The sequence below is a fragment of the Roseateles sp. P5_D6 genome (assembly GCF_054049415.1).
On the sequence record NZ_JBFUMK010000005.1, the window covers coordinates 267,641 to 284,190 of the forward strand.

Genomic DNA, 16,550 nt, shown 5'->3' on the forward strand with positions numbered 1-16,550 from the left:
TGGAAACCCGAGATTCTAGAGACGGCTTAGCTTCTGATCTTGTAGCCGCTCTTCAGCAGCGATAAAGCGAGGCCTGCCGTGACCGCGAAGCTGACCCCGACAACGCCCAGGCTGAGCCAAGGCGACACGTCGCTGACCCCGAAGAAGCCGCGGCGGAAGCCGTCGATCATGTAGAAGAAGGGGTTCAGGTGGCTGATGCCCTGCCAGAAACCGGGCAGCGAGTGCACTGAGTAGAAGACGCCCGACAGAAACGTCATCGGCATGATGATGAAGTTCTGAAAGGCGGCCAACTGGTCGAACTTCTCGGCCCACAGGCCGGCGATCAGGCCCAGCGTGCCCATCAGGCCGGCGCCCAGCACCGTGAACAGCAGCACCCACAGGATGTTGTCCAGGCCCGGCGGCGCAAACCAGGCGGTGACCAGCAGCACGCCCGCCCCCACCGCCAGCCCGCGCACGACGGCCGCGCCGACATAGGCGACGAACCAGGCCGACGGCGACAGCGGCGTCAGCAGCAGGAAGATGAGGTTGCCGGTGATCTTGCTCTGGATGAGGCTGGACGAGCTGTTGGCGAAGGCGTTCTGCAGCACGCTCATCATCACGAGACCGGGGATCAGAAACTGCGTGTAGCCGACGCTGTCGTAGACCTTCACATGGTCTTCCAGCGTGTGGCCGAAAACGAGCAGGTACATCACCGCCGTCAGCACCGGGGCGCAGACCGTCTGGAACGCAACCTTCCAGAAGCGCAGGACTTCCTTCTTGAAGAGGGTGGAAGCACCATTCATGCGTGCTCTCCCTGCATGATTTCAAGAAACACGTCTTCGAGATCGGCGCGACCGATCTCCAGGTCTTCGATGGGAACTCCCTGTCCGCGCAGCTCGGCCAGCGTCGTCTCGACCTCATGGGCGTCATGCGCCGTCACCTGCACGATGCGCCCCGTCACCCGCGCGCGCGCTGCGATGTCAGGCGGCAGCGCGGCATCCGTCTTGAAACGCAGCATCGTGGACGCCGTACCCGCCAACAGCTGCGAGGTGCGGTCCAGTGCCACGATGCGGCCGGCCTTCAGCATGCCAATGCGTTGGCACAGGGCTTCGGCTTCTTCGAGGTAATGCGTGGTCAGCAGCACCGTGTGGCCTTCCTTGTTGAGGCGGGCAATGAACTGCCACAGCGTCTGGCGCAGTTCCACGTCCACGCCGGCCGTGGGCTCGTCCAGCACGATGACGGGTGGGCGGTGCACCAGAGCCTGGGCGACCAGCACGCGGCGCTTCATGCCGCCCGACAGCTGGCGCATATTGGCGTTGGCCTTGTCCGTCAGGCCCAGGTTGTGCAGCAATTCATCGATCCAGTCATCGTTGCCGTGCACGCCGAAATAGCCGCTCTGGATGCGCAGCGATTCGCGCACGCTGAAGAAGGGGTCGAACACCAGTTCCTGCGGCACCACGCCCAGCGCCTTGCGGGCGGCGGCGTAGTCGTCCACCACGTCATGGCCCATGACGCGCACACGGCCTTCGGTGGCCTTGGCCAGGCCGGCCAGCACGCTGATCAGCGTCGTCTTGCCGGCACCGTTGGGGCCTAGCAGGCCGAAGAACTCACCGCAGTGGATGTCGAAACTGACGCCGTCCAACGCCTTCACCTGCCCTCCCCGGTATGTTTTCTTGACGTTCTCGAAGGAGATGGCGGGCGGGGAGGCTGAATTCGGCATGGGGCGCGATTCTAAAAGTCAGCCCTATTTCGGTGCCGATCACTGCCAGAATGACCCGATGACCTGTGCGCCCCCATGCTCATTGCATTCACTGTGCCCCGAGGGGGTGCGTCATCCGCTCTGGGCGGCCGCGCGCTCCTGACATGCCCACCCCCAAACGCCCCCGCCGCACCGCCGAGCGCATCCTGGAGGTCACGCTGGACCTCTTCAACCGCTTCGGCGAGCCGAATGTATCGACGACGCTGATCTCGGCCGAATTGAAGATCAGCCCGGGCAATCTCTACTACCACTACCCGGCCAAGGACGAACTCGTCAACGCGCTGTTTGGCCGCTATGAGGCGGAGCTGAACGAGCTGCTCGCCGCGGCCGACAACGTGCGCAATGTGGAGGACGCGTGGCTGTTCTTCCACATGCTCTTCGAGCTGATCTGGAAGCACCGCTTCCTCTACCGCGACCTGAACGACCTGCTGTTCAAGAACCGCCGCCTCGAAACCCATTTCCAGACCCTGCTCGCCGCCAAGGAGCAGGCGATGCGCCATGTGCTGTCGGGGCTGCACCTGGGCGGCGCGCTGAAGATGGACCTGCGCGAGGCGGCGCCGACGGCCAACGCGATGGTCGTGGTGGTGAGCTACTGGCTGAGCTACGAATACGTGCGCGACCCGCGCCATGCGCTGGAGCCCGACCGCGCCGGCGCAGCGCTGATGCGTGGCGCCTTCCACGCGCTCTCCCTGCTGCTACCCTACCTTGAGCCTGCGTCCAAGGAACACCTCTTCAAGCTCGCCGGCCAATACCAATCATCACAACCCTGATGGAGACAAAAGCGATGGCCAAGTGGACTGCCTTCCCCTACGACAACAGCGCCTTCGTCTACACGCCGGCCACGCTGAAGAAGCACTGGGCGCGGCTGCATGCCGGTGACGCCGAGCCCCTCCCCAAGGACGCCGCGGTGCTGCAGGCCTGGATCCAATTCCATGCTGGTGACTTCCAGGCCGCCTACGACGCGGGCCTTGCCGCCGGCGGCGCCGGCATCACGGTCGCCAACAAGGCCCAGGGTATCTACGCCAACTATCTCGAGAAGAAGGAGAAGGTGAAGCTGGAGATGTTCCTGGAGATCGCGGAGCGTGCCGAGGCGCAGCAGGCCGAGGAGCCCAAGAACCCCAACGCCTGGTACTGGCAGGCTTACGCGATCGGCCGCTACGGCCAGGGCATCAGCGTCGCCAAGGCGCTGGCGCAAGGCCTGGGCAGCAAGGTCAAGAACGCGTTGGAAACCACCATCGAACTCGCGCCCAAGCACGCTGACGCTCACATCGCGCTGGGTGCCTTCCACGCCGAAGTCATCGACAAGGTCGGCAAGCTGCTGGGCCGCACCCAAGGTGCAGACACGGCCACCGGCCTGAAGATGTTCGAGCAGGCCCTCAAGCTCAACCCGGCCAGTGCCATCGCCATGATCGAACGCGCCAACGGCCTCGTCATGCTGGAGGGCGACAAGCGCATGAAGGAGGCCGAGAAGCTGTACGCCGACGCGGCCGCCTGCGAGGCGATGGACGCGATGGAGTTGCTCGACATCGAGCTGGCCAAAGAGGAACTTGAGGAGTAATTCACGGTACCGATCGCAGATCGTGACGGAGTTCACGACCCGATCTCCCGTGCCTCCGGGGGTGCAAGTCAGCGCGTCGCGGCGTAAGCTTCGTCCCCACCAGCCACCCCCCACACGAGACCGCGCCATGAAGTTCCTGATCCCCGCTTTCGCTGCCGTCACCGTCTTTGCCGCCCAAGCCGGCAACAACGCCACGCCCGAGCAGGCCGAACTGCGCGCCGAGTGCGCCAAGAGCTACACCGACACGAGCAGCGTCGCCACGCCGGTCGCGTCCAACGAATATCAGTTCGTCTACGCCAACGGCAAGTACAAGGGCGAAGCCAAGCCCGGCAAGCTGCTGGCTTGCACCGAAGGCCAGTACGCCGCCTACCTGGACAAGGCCGACCCGGCCAAGGTGATGGCCGCCTACCCGACGGCCGCCGGCCGCCCGACCGCCGCCAAGAAGAAGGCCGAGCCCTTCCGTCTGTAAGCCGTCCATGAATCGCTGCTGATTGTTTCAAAGCGTCAGCCAGCAAGGCGCCCTGCGGGGCGCCTTTTGTTTTTCCGGCGCGGCCGACCTAATGTTGAAAGTCACTGGACTTTCCAAGGAGCCACGCCGTGAAGATCCTCATCGCCACCCTGGCCTGCCTGGCCGGCACCGTTGCCCTCGCAGATGACGCTGACGTGCACAAGGCCCGTTCCGAATTGCGCACCGGCTGCGCGCAAAGCTACGCCAGTTTCAGCGCCCATCACCCAGCCGGCAATGCGCCCGAGTACCGCGGCGACAAATACCCCGGCGACGCTCAGTACTACGGTGACGCCAAGCCCTGCACCGAAGAGCAGCTCGCGGCCTATCTCGACAAGGCCGACCCTGCCCTCGTCATGCGCGCCTACCCTTCCGCCGCCGGCCGCCCCAAGGCCAAGAAGCCGGCCACAGCGCCTTCCGCGCCCAAGGGCTGAGTCCGATGCAAAGGCGCCTTCGGGCGCCTTTTGATTGGTGCAGTGCGGCGTGCATTTGCTTGCACTTAGGCGTAGCCTTGGGCTCACCTTGAGCAGCAAGGAGGTCCGCCATGAGAACCCTCGCAGTCACCATTGCGTCTCTGGTCACCGCGCTGCCGGCCTTCGCGGCCGACACACCGGCCAGCCACGCCCAGGCCGTGTTGCACGATGGTTGCGCCCAGGCCTATGCCAGCCACGTCGCCACCTACTACGCCGCCGGCGCGGTGGCGCCGACCTTCACCGGCGAACGCCCCAAGGGCGACCACCGGTACTACAACGACGCCAAGCCCTGCGACGAAGCGCAGTTCGCGTCCTATCTGGAAAAGGCCGACCCGGCCACGGTGACGATGGCCTATCCCACCGCTGCCGGCAAGGCCAAGCCCAAGAAGGCCAACGCCGTCACGACGGCGGCGGTGCCCAAGTCGAAGTGAGCAGGCCCCTCGCTCAGTCTTGCCCGGCTGAACGCAGGCAAGCCTGATCGGTCCCCCGAGGGGACGGCGATGCTTGCGGCATTGAGCCGCAAGCACATCGCCGAACGGGCCGGCTTGGGAGCGGCCCGGCGCTCGGCCCGACGACCATGCGATGACCAAATGAGAGCAATCTCAGGCTGCATCCTGCCCCCACGGCATCATCAGCGCCAGCATCAGCAGCTTCTCGAACTCCGGTGCAAAGTTGGCGATGATGGCCTCGGGGTCGGGGCACAGGCCGGTGTCGGTGATGAGGCCGAACTGCACGCGGCCGGCGTAGGTCAGGATGCTGACGCCCATGCCGATGTCGCCCGACTGCGGCACCCAGAACATCACCTTCTCCACCGTCGAGCCGCAGAACTTGAGCGCCTCGGCCGGGCCCGGCACATTGGTCATCACCGCCGTCGCCTTCTTGGCGAAGAGGTTGAGCATCGCGTGCTGCACGGGCTTGATCAGCAGGCCGGCGACAGACAGCAGGCCGAAGGCCATCACCGGCTGGAAGCTGCCCTTGAGCTCGCTCATGCGCGCGCGCACCGCGAACAGCCGCTCGATGGGGTTGGCGATGCCGATGGGCAGCACCAGCGGCACCAGGCCGAAGCGGTTGCCGAGTTGCCAGGCCTGCTCCAGCGGGCGCAGATTGACCGGCACCATGGCGCGGATCTCCTTGCCCGCCGGGTCGTCGCCCTTGTCCGCCAGGTAGCGGCCGATGGCGCCGGCCGCGCAGGCCAGCAGCACGTCGTTGATGGAGGCGCCCAGGGCCTTGCCGACCGCCTTGACCTCGTCCAGCGCCAGGCTGTCGTCCCAAGCCACGGTCTTCTTCGAACCGGGCTTGCCCTTGAGGCGGGTCGGCGAATCGTCGGGCATCAGCGCGAAGGCGGCCACGTCGGACACGGCCTGGTAGCCCATGCGGGCCATCTCCAGCGACGAATCCATCGGCGTGTCACCACGCATGGCCAGGTCCACGCCCTTGGCCACACCCTTGCCCGTCATGCCGATGGCCTTGACGGTCAGGTTGCTGATCGGGCGCAGGAAGGCGTCGAGCAGCCAGTCGGCCTCACCGGGCTCTTCAACATCTTTTGCCGCGCGCTTGGGCGGCGCCTTGCCGCCATCGGTGATGGACAGCATGACGGCGATCAGCGCGATGCCGTCGGCAATGCAATGGTGGATGCGGGCAATCAACGCGCTCGTGCCGTCGCCCATGTCCTCGATGAGCTGGAACTGCCACAGCGGGTGGGCTGGGTCCAGCGCTTCAGAGCACAGCTCGGCGACGCGCTCGCGCAGCACCTCGTCACGGCTCTGGCCGCGCAGGGGCAGCGGCACCTCGGCGACGACGTGGCGGGCGATATCGAAATCCTTGTCGGCCACCCACTGGGCACCCAGCAAGGCGTCCTCGACGACCTTCTGCCGGAAGCGTGGGTACTGCAGCAGCCGTTCGGCCACGCGTTCGCGCAGCGCGGCCAGCGTGATGCCGGGGCGGATGGACCAGACCCCGACGATCATCATCAGGTTGGCCTCGGTGTCCATGCGCAGCCAGGCGGTATCCACCTTGGACATGCGTTCGCTGCTGGGGCCCATGCGTCTCCTCGGATTCGTTATTGGCCGGGCCTAAACTCGGCGGCCCGTCGGTCGATTGTCATGAGAATCGACGCCCCAATCAGCCTGGAGAACCCCCGTGAGCCTGAAAGACCAATTCGAAGCCGCTGTCGCCGACTCCAAGAACCTGGCCGAGCGGCCGGACAACATGACGCTGCTGAAGCTCTATGCGCTCTACAAGCAGGGCAGCGCCGGCGACGTCGACGGCAAGCGCCCCGGCTTCACCGACATGGTCGGTCGTGCCAAGTGGGACGCMTGGAACRASCTCAAGGGCACGAGCACCGATGACGCGATGCAGCAGTACATCGACCTCATCGAATCCCTGAAGTAAACCGGCGCCGTCGGCGCCCAAGAACCGGCTGGGCCTGTGCTCAAGCCGGTTTCTTTTTGGCCGGTGCCTTCTTCTTGCCGGCCGCCAGCAGCGCATCGAGTTCCTTCTCGATCTCGCCCTCGATCGTCTTCTTGAAGGCGCCGAGCAGGAAGCCAAGCTGGGCCACCAGGTCGAAGTGGTCGGCCGCCACGCTCAGCTCGCCCTTGACGCCGGAGCGCGTGAACTCCACGGTGTCGCCGTCGTCACCCTCATGCACCGTGCATTCCATGTCGAACTTCTCTTCGACCTGCTCGGCCCATTTCCAGGCAATCTCGCGGGCCTTCTTCAGGCCCAGGTCGTGGTCTCGGTGAATGCGGATCTCGGCCATCAGCGGCTCTCCGTTGTCTCGTGCACCCCACTCTAAGCGAGAAGGGCGGTGCCACTGCCGTGGGCGCATTTGCCTCCATACTTAGGCGCAGAAAAGCCTGGCGCAAAGCCAGCCGAAGCCCAGGGAGGATCCATGCGCCTTGTCGACCCCGACCCGCTCTGCCTCGACCCGCTCATGGAGGGGCTGACGCATTTCCGTGCGCCCGAGCCCGACCATGAACAGGCTGTCTACTGGTTCCGCGTCGCCGCCGACGCGGGCGACGCCGAGGGACTGGCCATGTTCGCGCTCTGCCAGCTTGAGGGCCTGGGCCTGCCGCGGGACCCGGTGCAGGCCCGTGAGCGCCTGGAGCGCGCCTCCAGCGAGGGCAGCCTGACTGCCAAATTCCATCTAGGCCGCATCCTCGTCGCCGGCTGGGGTGGCGACCCCGATGCACCGCGCGGCGTGGCGCTTTACACCGTCGCCGCATCCCAAGGCCATGCCGATGCCACCTTCAACCTGGCCGCCTGCCTGGAGTCAGGATGGGGCTGCCAACCCGACCGGCTGGCAGCCAAGGCCCTGTACATGCGCGCCCGCGCCATGGGCAGCCGGCTGAAGGCGCCAGGCCTGCGCATCCGCGAGCGCGAGCTGGAGGCGGTGCGCGAACTCGCGCGTCGCATGGAGCACGGCGGCGAACTTGCGCGCGCCATCGAGGAGCGCCAGCACGAGATCATGCTGATTCACGAGCTCGCGCAGACTCCGGCACGCAAAGCCATGCTGAGCGCCAGGCAGCGCCGCCGGCTGCTGCACGTCGCCAGCGCCACGGCCATCATCGCGGGCCTCGCCGCGGTCCTGGCCGGCCTGTTCGGCCTGTTCGGCTGGCGCAACAGCCACCCGCTGGCGCATGATTCCGGCCCCACCTCCATCGCATGAACATGCGCAGCAGCCAGCCGCTTAACACCCATTTGATAGACGTCGGCCCCCTTGTCTACGGCTGCATGGCCCTGGGCGGCGACTGGGGCGATGGCCCCATCACCGAGACCGACATTCCCCATGCCCACACGGCCATCGAGGCGGCGCGGGGGCAGGCGTTGCCATGAGGGAAACGCTGCCGCTCATGCAACGGATCGAATCGATCCAGCCAGGCTTCAGCACCGCCGATGCTGAGTACCCTGAGCTTGGCTTGGCCGGCGGTGTGCTGAGCCTCACGTTCCAAGACTGGTCAGAAAAGCCAATCCGCATCCAGTTCCTTCAAGTCTGTGCATTCCGCTGGCAAGAAGCTGAGCAACTGCTTGAAGGAGAGTCATACGACGGCTCCTGCGAGGTCATTCATTCGGAATGGCTCGCTCGGCACGTTGAAAGCGGCTCGGTGCCTCCAGATTCAAAGCATCGCCATCTGCGCTTCAACTTCAACGCTTGCGGCCAGTTGGATGTTCTCTGCGTCTCATTCAACGTCGAGGTAAAGGTTTAACTGCGCACTGACGGTTGTTTCGGATGCAGCCTCGCCATCGTCAGCGCGTCCACGTAGACGCCATCACGCAGCGCATAGGCCCTGAGCCGCCCTTCGTGCTCGAAACCATGGCGCTCGTACAGCCGGATCGCGCGCTCGTTGTCCTGGTAGACCGTCAGCTCCACGCGCAGAACCTGCGCCCAGTTGTCGGCGTAGTCCAGCAGGGCGGTCATCAACGCGCTGCCGATGCCCTGCCCCTGCGCCGCGGCCGACACCGAGATGCCCAGCGCCATTGCGTGGCGGCGGCGCACTTGGGCGCCGACCGGGTGCAGGCCGGCGCTGCCGAGCAGCTTGCCGTCGCGTTCGGCCAACAGGAACAGCTCGGGCGAGCCAGCGGCGGGTGGCATGCTCAGGCGCTGTTGCCACAGTTCTGCATTGGCGTAGGGCAGCTGCAGCAGGCCAGGAAAGATGTCCGGCTCGGCCAGATGCTCGGCAACCGCAGCGGCATCACTGGGCCGGACGCGTCGCAGGATCAGTGTCATAAGTGCCTCCCTCAAGGCTCTTCAATGTAGCCCGACGCTCCTCGCGCGCGAGCGGCTTCAGCCGTTCGACGGCCGCGTGAAACTTCACCCAGTCGCGCCCTTCGCGCTCGAACAGGCGCGTGAAGGCCGGCACCAGTTCGTCATAGGCAGAAAGGATCGCGAAGCTGGCGTTGTTGGCACGCTGGAACCAGGCTTCGTAGCCTGGCGCCTCCTTGGGGGCACGTTCGCGCAGCTCGGCCATGACGGCGGCTTTGGCTTCGGCACGCGCCTCGGCCGGGCCGGCGTAAACCGCTTTGAGCTTCTCCCGCCCTTCGCGCGCCAGCGCCAGGAAGCGCGCCCGCCGCGCCCGCCCGGCCTCGAAGGCAGCCAGGGCCTCGGGCTTGGCCGCCAGCCATTCGCGGGCACCGAGCATCTCGACGGCGGTGGCATAGGCCTCGTTGAAGCCGGTGTCGTCGCTGGTGTAGACGCGCTGGTGGGTCAGCTCGTGAAAGATCATGGCCGCCAGTTCGCCCTCGGGGTAGCGGATGAAGGTGTTCAGCAGCGGGTCGCCGCCGAACCAGCGGCTCCAGCCCAGCGTCGAATAGGCGGGAATGGGCTGCACCTGCACCTCCCAGCCCTCGGCCTTCAGCTCGTCGGCGTGGCGTTGCGCGGCATCGCGGTCGAACCAGCCCTGGTAGCCGGCGCAGCCCATGATGGGGTAGCACCAGGTCTTGAGCTGGAAGCCGAACTCGGGCGCGGCGACGATGTTCCAGACGACGGCTGGCCGCTTGAGGTCGGCATAGCGGCGGTAGCTGTTGTTGTCGGGCAGGGCCAGGCGCGCGGTGGCGAAGTCGCGCATCTGCTGCGTCAGCTTCAAGCGCTCGGCCAGCTCGGGCGGGGTGGCCGGGTCGGCCAGCCAGTCGCTGACCGGCCTGGCCGCGCGAACGATGCCCAGATGGCCGCCGGCGGCCTGGCCCCAATGGCCCACGGCGCCGCAGCCGCTCAGGGAGAGCGCGGCGACGGCAATGAGCAAGGCGCGTGGAGAGATCAAGCGAGATCGCGGTGCAGGCGGAGCCGCGATTGTCACCACCCGCTTCGCCACGCAGGTAACTGTCAGCGCAGCACCACCGTGAGCACGGTGCCCGCGGGCACGCGCACGCCGCGGCGCTGGTAGCGCGTTGCGCCGGCCGGCACCTGATCGTCCAGGTAGGTGTGCCCGGTGCGGCCGAAGCGCGTCAGTCCGCTGATGGGCGCAGCCTTGCGGCTGGTGGCCTGCTGCGCGGTGTCGGTGCCCATCAGCCACRGCCCTTCCCACTGCACCTGCGGGAAACCATAGCCCCAGGGCGCATGGCGCTGCGGCATGCCGCCGAACACGCTGCTGCCCAGGCGCTCCCACTCGTCGGCCAGGCCCTCGCTGCCGGCGCGCCGCAGCAGCGTGTCCAGGCAGCTGTAGCTGCTGGCCGTCGCGCTGCAATCAGTCACCAACTGGCGCCACCAGCCGCTGCCGTAGCGGCGGTTCAAGAAGGCGGCCAGGCTGCCGCCGGCTCCATAGTTGGCGCTGTCGGCGTCCTCCAGCCAGTCGATCATGGCCACGCTGCCACCAGAACGGAGGTAGCTGGGCAGCCTGAAGATGACGATCTTGTTGGCGCCCGGCGTGATGGTCTCAGCCAGCAGGTCTTCGGTGGCCATGGCAGCCGTCTCTTCCAACCAGGCGTCGTGCAGCAGGCCGCGCTGGATCGTGCCCTGGTGATAGGTCACCATGTGCGTGAGCTCGTGCACCAGCGTGGACGCGTAGAAGGTCGGGTTGCTTGCCAGGCCCGTGCCGTTCACGAAGAAGGCCAGCGCTTCGTTGGAATTCGCGTAGCGGCTGTTGCGCCAGCGGTAGGAGTTGTTCAGCCCATAGAAGTAGCCGGCCGCGGAGGCGTCGGCGCCCATGTGGTCGGTGACGACAATGTTCACGTCCTGCGGCTGCGCCGCGCTTTCCTGGATCAGCCACGGCCGGTTGGCCACCTCGCTGCCGCCCCAGACGTCGCCGAGCATGGCGATGACGCGCGCAAAGCCGCCCTGGTCGCCGCAGAAGCTGCGCTTCAGGGGCTCGATCTGGGCCGCTTCGACCGTGCGGGCCGTGGTCAGCGCCTGGTCCACCCAGAAGACGAGGCGACGGCCGGTTCCGGTGCTGCAGGTGCTCAGCACGCTGGCCGTGAACGGCACGGGCTTGGCGGGATCGTCATAGAGATCGTTCCAGATGCGTGTGCTGCCGACCTCGGCGGCGGCGAGGGCGCGGCGGCGCGGCTCGATGGCGCTCTCCGGCAGGGGCCGAGCAGGCAGTTGCTGATCCTGCAGATCCTCCAGCGACTGTTGCTGCTGCAGGCCGAGCATGCGCGCGTGCAGGGCGTCGTGATGGGATTCGTCGGCAGCTGATGCACTGGCAGCCTGGATTCGGGCGTTCGGTGCCGCGCCCAGGCTGACCACCGCCGCGCTGCCGCTCTTCGGTAGCTCGGTGGCATCGCTGGCCTGGCCGTTGCTGAATACCAGCGTCACGGACTGCCCAGGCTGCACGTTGGCGATGTCCACGTCGACCAGTTGGGACGTGGCGCCGGCGTTGCGCAAACGCCAGACACCAACGCCGCTGCCGGCATAGCCCCCATCCGCAGCCACCGCACAGTGCAGGCCGCTGCAGCCTGGCAAGAGTGAGCCTGCAGCACGTGCCACTGGCGAAGGCTGTGCTTCGACCTGGACGGTGGTGCTGGCCCGCGCCGTCACGCCGGCACTGTTCTGCGCTACGGCCGTGGCGGTGAAGCTGCCCGCCTGGGCGAAACGGCGCTCCACGGTGAGGCCTTCGGCCGCTGCGCCGTCGCTGAACTCCCAGCGCCAGTTGACACCATTCTGCGTATCACCAGCGGTGAACTGCACGTACTCGCCGGCGTAGAGCTGGGTGGCCGAGGCGCTGAGGCGCACGACCGGGTCTGGCACGGCGGGCGCCGTTGGCGGCGTCGGCGTCGGCGTCGGTGTCGACACACCGCCACCGCCTCCACCGCCGCCGCAGGCGGCAAGCAGCATCAGTCCACAGGCAGCCGCCACATGGCGCAGCCCAGCCTTGAAGAGGCCCTCCATCGTTCTCCCTGTCCTTGTGTTCTCGGCACCGCATCCTCGTGCGTGGCGCCGGGCACGGATTGTGCCAACGCGTCCCGGCGCATCGCGCCGTTAGCCGCCCCGTTCAGACGTCAAAAATCACGTCAGAAAAGTTCAGGCAGCTTCAACCTGCACCAGGCAGTCGTAGAAAGCCGGGGCATTGCCCATATCCGTCAGGCGCTGGTGGGTGACCTCGTTGACATTGCTGCCCTGCACGCCGAGCTTGCGCCACCACACGCCCAGGCCGTTGACGACGCCGGGCCGCGCGCGCGTGCTGACCTTGAGCTTGGCCACATAGCGACCGCGGTCGTTGAACGCGGCCACCAGGGCGCCATCGACGAGGCCGCGCTCGACGGCATCGCCGAGGTGCATCTCGATGATGGGCTCGCTCTCGATGTCTCGCAGGCTCTTCACGTTGACAAAGCTGCTGTTCAGGAAGTTGCGCGCCGGCGGCGAAATCATGGCCAGTGGGTAGCGCGCGGCCAGTTCGGGCGAGCTTTGCGCGCTTTCGTAGTTGGGCACGTAGTCGGCGCCGGCGGCCTGCGCGCGACCGTTGGGGGTGCGGAAGCCGCCCTCGGCAAATGGCGCCTCGGGAATGGGCAGGGGCTGCCAGCCCTGCTCGCGCAGCAGGCCCATGTCGATGTCTGACGTGAAGGCCTGCGCGGCCAGGTCCTCATCGCTGTCCTTGAAGCAGGGATCCGTCAGGCCCATCGCCGCGGCCAACTCGCGGAAGATCTGCGTGTTGGTCTTGGCTTCGCCCAGCGGCGCAACAGCCGGCTGGTTCATCAGCACATCGGTGTGGCCATAGGAGGTGTGCACGTCCAGGTGCTCGAGCTGGGTCGTGGCGGGCAGCACATAGTCGGCCAGGTCGGCCGTGTCGGTCATGAAGTGCTCGAGCACGACGGTGAACAGGTCCTCGCGCTGAAAGCCCTTCACCACCTTGGGCGACTCCGGCGCGACGGCGACGGGATTGCTGTTGTAGACAATCAGCGCCTCGATGGGCGGGGCGGCCTGCAGCAGCGCGTCGCCGATGGTGCTCATGTTGACCATGCGCGGTGTGCGCCCGGCGAGCAGGCCCGGGCGTTCCAGATCCGGGTTCTTGTACGGCGCGTTCCAGCCCGAGGCCGACAGCAGCACGCCACCGCTCTGGTGGCGCCAGGCGCCGGTCAGGCAGGGCAGCAGCGCGATCAGCCGCACCGCATTGCCGCCACCGCGAACGCGCTGCAGGCCGTAGTTCATGCGGATGGCGGCGGGTGTCGTGGTCGCGTAGTCGCGGGCCAGACCGCGCACTTCGTCGGGCGTGACGCCGCAGACCTCGGCGACGCGCTCGGGCGGCCAGTCCAGGGCCTTGCCGCGCAGTTCGTCCCAGCCGTCGACGTGGTTGTCGATGTAGTCCTGGTCCAGCCAGCCGTTTTGGATCAGCTCATGCATCAGGCCCAGGGCCAGCGCACCGTCGGTGCCGGGCAGCACGGCGATGTGCTGGTGGCATTTGTCCGCCGTCTCGGTCTTGCGCGGATCGATGCAGATCAGCTTGGCGCCCTCGCGCTTGGTCTGGTTCGCATAGGTCCAGAAATGCAGGTTGGACGCAATGGAGTTGCTGCCCCAGATGATGATGAGCTTGGCGCCAGCGAAGTGGCGCGTGTGCATGCCCAGCTTGTGGCCATAGGTGGCTGCCAGGCCGGCGCCGCCGGCGGAAGCGCAGATGGTGCGGTCCAGCCGCGCAGCGCCGAGCGCGTTCCACAGCCGGCCGGCCATGGCCTCGCCCTGGATCAGGCCCATGGTGCCGGCGTAGCTGTAGGGCTGGATGCACTGCGGGTCCTTCACCGCCTGGAGCCGGGCGGCGATGTCGGCGATGGCTTCGGCCCAGCTCACCTGCACGAAGCGCGGCGCTTCGGTCTTCTTGCTGACCCTCTTCAGCGGRTGCAGCASKCGCTCGGGGTGGTAGGTGCGCTCGGGRTAGCGCGACACCTTGGTACACAGCGCGCCGTGCGTGTTGGGGTGGTCGGCGCGGCCCTGCACCTTGATCACGCGTTCGTTTTCGACGGTGATCTGCATCGCGCAGGTGTCGGGGCAGTCGTGGGGGCAGGCGCCGAAGACGGTACGGGTGTGCATGTCGATCAGGCAATCGCAAATCAGGCTGAGCCGCGATTGTCGCAATCCGCACCGCCCCCTGCTCAAAGTTGGCTCATACCCCCATCGACAACGATCTCGCTGCCGACGATGAAGGCCGACTCAGGCGCGGCCAGGTGCAGCACCGTGGACGCAATCTCCTGCGGTGTGCCGAAGCGGCCCAGTGGCACCTGGCTCTGGATCTGCGCGGCGACCTGCGTCAGYGTGTCGGCGTCGAAGCCCAGCTTGCCGTACAGCGGCGTGGTCACCGGGCCCGGGCTGATGACGTTGACGCGCGCGCCCTGCGGCAGCAACTCGGCCGACAGCGTCTTGGCCATCGAGATCAGCGCGGCCTTGCTGGCGGCGTAGATGGCCGAGTTGGGCATGCCGATATGGGCATTGATGGAGCCGTTCAGCACGATGGACGCGCCGCGGGCCAGCACCGGGCGCAGCGCCTGGATCAGGAAGAAGGCGCCCTTGGCATTGGTGTTGAACGTGCGGTCCCACAGGTCTTCGCTGGCATCGGCCAGGGATGCGAACTCGGCGATGCCGGCGTTGACGAACACGGCATCCAGCTGACGGCCGGCGGCGGCGAGGTGGGCACCCAGCGCGCGGGCGCCGAGCACGTCAGACGCATCCAGCGCCACCAGCTCGAAGCCTTCGGTCTCGTGCTGCTTGCCCGGGCGGGCGGTGACGATGACGTGGGCGCCTTCGGCCTTGAAGGCGCGGGCGGCGGCCAGGCCGATGCCGGAGGTGCCGCCGGTGACGAGGACGGTCTTGTTGGTGAAGCGTGAAGACATGATGGTTTCCTTTGGGTCTGCGGTTAGCGGCTTGTTTGCCGTGGACTCGATACTCGGATTCAGCGTCCCTTTTGACGCACGGCCGTGTTGGCCGACTCGTGCAAGGCTTTCGAACATCATGCTCAGCGACGACGAGATCCAGTTGATGGAGGCCATCGGGGCCAGCGGCAGCCTGACGCGCGCCGCGGCCAGCCTGGGCAAGGCGCCGTCGACCGTGTCGTACACGCTGCGCCAGATCGAGACCCGCTTCGACGCCCTGCTCTTCGACCGTCGCCGCTACCGGCTGCAGCTCACGCCCGCCGGCGCCCTGCTGGTGCGCGAGGCCACGCGGCTGCGCGACGACATGCAGCGCCTGACGCGGCGCGTCACGCAGGTGGCCAAAGGTTGGGAGGACCGGCTGTGGATCGTCACCGACGAGCTGATCGCCTTCGAGAGCCTGATGCCGGTCATCCAGGACTTTGATGCGCTGGCTTCGGGCGTGAGCCTGCGCATCACGCACGAGGTGCTGGGGGGCACCTGGGAGGCGCTGGCCGAGGGCCGAGCCGACCTCGTCATCGGCGCGACGAACGAGCCGCCCACGCAGGCCGGTGTGCAGTGGCGTGAGCTGGGCGTTCTGAGCTGGGTCTACGCGGTGTCACCCCGCCACCCGCTTGCCAAGGTCAAGGGGCCGCTGACGGCCGAGCAGATGCAGGCCCACCGCGCCATCGTCGTGGCCGACAGCTCGCGCCGTGGCGATGGCCGAGCCTATGGCCACGGCGCCGGCCAGGCCACGCTGGCCGTGCCGAGCATGACGGCCAAGATTGCCGCCCAACGCGCCGGGCTGGGCGTGGGCTGGCTGCCGGAGGTGCGCGTGGCCTCGCTGCTCAAGCGTGGCGAGCTGGTGGCCAAGCAGGCCAGCGTGCCGCGCGAGCCCAACACGCTTTACCTGGGCTGGCGCGCCGGGGACGGCCGGGCGCTAGCCTGGTGGCTGGAAAAGCTCGGCGAGCCGCGGCTGTGCGCGCGGCTCGTCAATGGCGTGGACGGCTACGCCTGATCAGGCCGCTCAGGCGGGCAATGCCTTGCGGAAGCCGATGGCGAAGCGGTTCCAGGCATTGATGGTCGTGATCGCCAGTGTCAGGTTGACCATCTCGGCCTCGTTGAACTCGGCCGTGGCGGCGGCGTAGTCGGCGTCGCTGGCGTGGCCCTGGGTGATCAGCGTGATCGCCTCGGTCCAGGCCAGGGCGGCGCGCTCGCGCGGCGTGAACAGCGTCGTCTCGCGCCAGGCCGGCAGCACGTGCAGGCGGCGCTCGCTCTCACCGGCCTCGCGGGCGTCGCGGCTGTGCATGTCCAGGCAGAAGGCGCAGCCATTGATCTGCGAGGTGCGCATCTTCACCAGCTCGATGAGGCTGGGCTCCAGGCCCAGCTTGGCGATGCTGCCTTCCAGCGTCAGCATGGCCTTGAGGGCGGCGGGAGAGGCGGTGTAGAAGTCGATGCGGGGGGTGGTCATGAGATGCTCCGGTGGGTGGGGTTGGGGTGCACGAATGTTGAATC

20 protein-coding genes are annotated in these 16,550 nt (G+C 67.2%); 10 read left to right on the forward strand and 10 right to left on the reverse strand.

Annotated features, from left to right (window positions below; all coding sequences use genetic code 11):
- Nucleotides 1-26 precede the first annotated feature (26 nt).
- Both ACXJKM_RS08950 and ACXJKM_RS08955 read right to left on the reverse strand, forming a co-directional pair.
- Nucleotides 27-782, reverse strand: coding sequence for an ABC transporter permease (locus ACXJKM_RS08950; protein ID WP_457323447.1), 756 nt, complete (start codon nt 780-782; stop codon nt 27-29).
- Nucleotides 779-1,699 carry an ABC transporter ATP-binding protein gene (locus ACXJKM_RS08955; RefSeq protein WP_056193688.1) on the reverse strand — a complete coding sequence of 307 codons (921 nt, stop codon included), beginning with the start codon at nt 1,697-1,699 and terminating at the stop codon, nt 779-781. Before ACXJKM_RS08955 ends, ACXJKM_RS08950 begins: the two co-directional genes overlap by 4 nt.
- A gap of 143 nt (nt 1,700-1,842) precedes the next feature.
- On the opposite strand from ACXJKM_RS08955, the gene ACXJKM_RS08960 reads away from it, so the two are divergent.
- The 5 genes from ACXJKM_RS08960 (at nt 1,843) to ACXJKM_RS08980 (ending at nt 4,705) form a co-directional block, all read left to right on the forward strand.
- Nucleotides 1,843-2,508: a TetR/AcrR family transcriptional regulator gene (locus tag ACXJKM_RS08960; RefSeq protein ID WP_457351746.1), complete on the forward strand. Its 666-nt coding sequence runs from the start codon at nt 1,843-1,845 to the stop codon at nt 2,506-2,508.
- Nucleotides 2,509-2,522: 14 nt separating this feature from the next.
- A complete protein-coding gene (locus ACXJKM_RS08965) occupies nt 2,523-3,296 on the forward strand; it encodes a hypothetical protein (RefSeq protein WP_457351748.1) in 774 nt (257 codons plus the stop codon).
- 127 nt (nt 3,297-3,423) lie between these two features.
- A complete protein-coding gene (locus tag ACXJKM_RS08970) occupies nt 3,424-3,765 on the forward strand; it encodes a hypothetical protein (RefSeq protein WP_457351749.1) in 342 nt (113 codons plus the stop codon).
- 128 nt (nt 3,766-3,893) lie between these two features.
- On the forward strand, nt 3,894-4,235 hold the full coding sequence (locus ACXJKM_RS08975; protein WP_457351751.1) for a hypothetical protein: 342 nt from the start codon (nt 3,894-3,896) through the stop codon (nt 4,233-4,235).
- Between the two features lie 110 nt (nt 4,236-4,345).
- Nucleotides 4,346-4,705, forward strand: coding sequence for a hypothetical protein (locus tag ACXJKM_RS08980; RefSeq protein WP_457325885.1), 360 nt, complete (start codon nt 4,346-4,348; stop codon nt 4,703-4,705).
- A gap of 171 nt (nt 4,706-4,876) precedes the next feature.
- Here the strand turns inward: ACXJKM_RS08980 and ACXJKM_RS08985 are convergent, their stop codons facing one another.
- A complete protein-coding gene (locus ACXJKM_RS08985) occupies nt 4,877-6,316 on the reverse strand; it encodes a wax ester/triacylglycerol synthase family O-acyltransferase (RefSeq protein WP_457351753.1) in 1,440 nt (479 codons plus the stop codon).
- A 97-nt stretch (nt 6,317-6,413) separates the two neighbouring features.
- Between ACXJKM_RS08985 and ACXJKM_RS08990 the strand changes: the two genes are divergently transcribed.
- On the forward strand, nt 6,414-6,665 hold the full coding sequence (locus tag ACXJKM_RS08990) for an acyl-CoA-binding protein (RefSeq protein WP_457351755.1): 252 nt from the start codon (nt 6,414-6,416) through the stop codon (nt 6,663-6,665).
- Nucleotides 6,666-6,705: 40 nt separating this feature from the next.
- Here ACXJKM_RS08990 and ACXJKM_RS08995 read toward each other — a convergent pair whose 3' ends face one another.
- The gene (locus ACXJKM_RS08995) at nt 6,706-7,032 is read right to left on the reverse strand and encodes a polyhydroxyalkanoic acid system family protein (RefSeq protein ID WP_457351757.1); all 327 of its coding nucleotides are present in this window, start codon (nt 7,030-7,032) and stop codon (nt 6,706-6,708) included.
- Between the two features lie 132 nt (nt 7,033-7,164).
- Between ACXJKM_RS08995 and ACXJKM_RS09000 the strand changes: the two genes are divergently transcribed.
- From ACXJKM_RS09000 to ACXJKM_RS09010, 3 genes are read left to right on the forward strand one after another with little or no spacing between them, the layout of a single operon-like run.
- Complete coding sequence (locus ACXJKM_RS09000) at nt 7,165-7,941, forward strand: tetratricopeptide repeat protein (RefSeq protein WP_457351759.1); 777 nt, start codon at nt 7,165-7,167, stop codon at nt 7,939-7,941.
- A complete protein-coding gene (locus ACXJKM_RS09005; RefSeq protein ID WP_457351761.1) occupies nt 7,938-8,108 on the forward strand; it encodes a hypothetical protein in 171 nt (56 codons plus the stop codon). Before ACXJKM_RS09000 ends, ACXJKM_RS09005 begins: the two co-directional genes overlap by 4 nt.
- Nucleotides 8,105-8,479 carry a hypothetical protein gene (locus tag ACXJKM_RS09010; RefSeq protein WP_056193660.1) on the forward strand — a complete coding sequence of 125 codons (375 nt, stop codon included), beginning with the start codon at nt 8,105-8,107 and terminating at the stop codon, nt 8,477-8,479. The genes ACXJKM_RS09005 and ACXJKM_RS09010 overlap by 4 nt, the downstream gene beginning before the upstream one ends.
- Here the strand turns inward: ACXJKM_RS09010 and ACXJKM_RS09015 are convergent.
- From ACXJKM_RS09015 to ACXJKM_RS09035, 5 genes are all read right to left on the reverse strand, one after another.
- Nucleotides 8,476-9,000 (reverse strand): GNAT family N-acetyltransferase, encoded by a 525-nt coding sequence (locus ACXJKM_RS09015; RefSeq protein ID WP_457351763.1) that lies wholly within the window; start codon nt 8,998-9,000, stop codon nt 8,476-8,478. The genes ACXJKM_RS09010 and ACXJKM_RS09015 overlap by 4 nt on opposite strands.
- Entirely contained in the window at nt 8,966-10,030 is a 1,065-nt protein-coding gene (locus ACXJKM_RS09020) for an aminopeptidase (protein ID WP_457351765.1), read from the reverse strand. Before ACXJKM_RS09020 ends, ACXJKM_RS09015 begins: the two co-directional genes overlap by 35 nt.
- 62 nt (nt 10,031-10,092) lie before the next feature.
- The gene (locus ACXJKM_RS09025; RefSeq protein WP_457351766.1) at nt 10,093-12,093 is read right to left on the reverse strand and encodes a M30 family zinc metallopeptidase; all 2,001 of its coding nucleotides are present in this window, start codon (nt 12,091-12,093) and stop codon (nt 10,093-10,095) included.
- Between the two features lie 132 nt (nt 12,094-12,225).
- Nucleotides 12,226-14,223 carry a molybdopterin-containing oxidoreductase family protein gene (locus ACXJKM_RS09030; RefSeq protein ID WP_457351768.1) on the reverse strand — a complete coding sequence of 666 codons (1,998 nt, stop codon included), beginning with the start codon at nt 14,221-14,223 and terminating at the stop codon, nt 12,226-12,228.
- Between the two features lie 62 nt (nt 14,224-14,285).
- Nucleotides 14,286-15,020, reverse strand: coding sequence for an SDR family oxidoreductase (locus tag ACXJKM_RS09035; protein ID WP_457323358.1), 735 nt, complete (start codon nt 15,018-15,020; stop codon nt 14,286-14,288).
- A 118-nt stretch (nt 15,021-15,138) separates the two neighbouring features.
- On the opposite strand from ACXJKM_RS09035, the gene ACXJKM_RS09040 reads away from it, so the two are divergent.
- A complete protein-coding gene (locus ACXJKM_RS09040) occupies nt 15,139-16,053 on the forward strand; it encodes a LysR family transcriptional regulator (RefSeq protein ID WP_457351770.1) in 915 nt (304 codons plus the stop codon).
- A gap of 9 nt (nt 16,054-16,062) precedes the next feature.
- On the opposite strand, the gene ACXJKM_RS09045 is transcribed toward ACXJKM_RS09040, so the two are convergent.
- A complete protein-coding gene (locus ACXJKM_RS09045; RefSeq protein ID WP_056193646.1) occupies nt 16,063-16,506 on the reverse strand; it encodes a carboxymuconolactone decarboxylase family protein in 444 nt (147 codons plus the stop codon).
- Nucleotides 16,507-16,550 lie beyond the last annotated feature (44 nt).

What these genes read in the sequence shown, in the direction of transcription:
- ACXJKM_RS08950 (WP_457323447.1), bottom strand. Translation starts at nt 782, where the DNA reads ATGAATGGTGCTTCCACCCTCTTCAAGAAGGAAGTCCTGCGCTTCTGG.
- ACXJKM_RS08955 (WP_056193688.1), bottom strand. Translation starts at nt 1,699, where the DNA reads ATGCCGAATTCAGCCTCCCCGCCCGCCATCTCCTTCGAGAACGTCAAG.
- ACXJKM_RS08960 (WP_457351746.1), top strand. Translation starts at nt 1,843, where the DNA reads ATGCCCACCCCCAAACGCCCCCGCCGCACCGCCGAGCGCATCCTGGAG.
- ACXJKM_RS08965 (WP_457351748.1), top strand. Translation starts at nt 2,523, where the DNA reads ATGGCCAAGTGGACTGCCTTCCCCTACGACAACAGCGCCTTCGTCTAC.
- ACXJKM_RS08970 (WP_457351749.1), top strand. Translation starts at nt 3,424, where the DNA reads ATGAAGTTCCTGATCCCCGCTTTCGCTGCCGTCACCGTCTTTGCCGCC.
- ACXJKM_RS08980 (WP_457325885.1), top strand. Translation starts at nt 4,346, where the DNA reads ATGAGAACCCTCGCAGTCACCATTGCGTCTCTGGTCACCGCGCTGCCG.
- ACXJKM_RS08985 (WP_457351753.1), bottom strand. Translation starts at nt 6,316, where the DNA reads ATGGGCCCCAGCAGCGAACGCATGTCCAAGGTGGATACCGCCTGGCTG.
- ACXJKM_RS08995 (WP_457351757.1), bottom strand. Translation starts at nt 7,032, where the DNA reads ATGGCCGAGATCCGCATTCACCGAGACCACGACCTGGGCCTGAAGAAG.
- ACXJKM_RS09000 (WP_457351759.1), top strand. Translation starts at nt 7,165, where the DNA reads ATGCGCCTTGTCGACCCCGACCCGCTCTGCCTCGACCCGCTCATGGAG.
- ACXJKM_RS09005 (WP_457351761.1), top strand. Translation starts at nt 7,938, where the DNA reads ATGAACATGCGCAGCAGCCAGCCGCTTAACACCCATTTGATAGACGTC.
- ACXJKM_RS09010 (WP_056193660.1), top strand. Translation starts at nt 8,105, where the DNA reads ATGAGGGAAACGCTGCCGCTCATGCAACGGATCGAATCGATCCAGCCA.
- ACXJKM_RS09015 (WP_457351763.1), bottom strand. Translation starts at nt 9,000, where the DNA reads ATGACACTGATCCTGCGACGCGTCCGGCCCAGTGATGCCGCTGCGGTT.
- ACXJKM_RS09040 (WP_457351770.1), top strand. Translation starts at nt 15,139, where the DNA reads ATGCTCAGCGACGACGAGATCCAGTTGATGGAGGCCATCGGGGCCAGC.
- ACXJKM_RS09045 (WP_056193646.1), bottom strand. Translation starts at nt 16,506, where the DNA reads ATGACCACCCCCCGCATCGACTTCTACACCGCCTCTCCCGCCGCCCTC.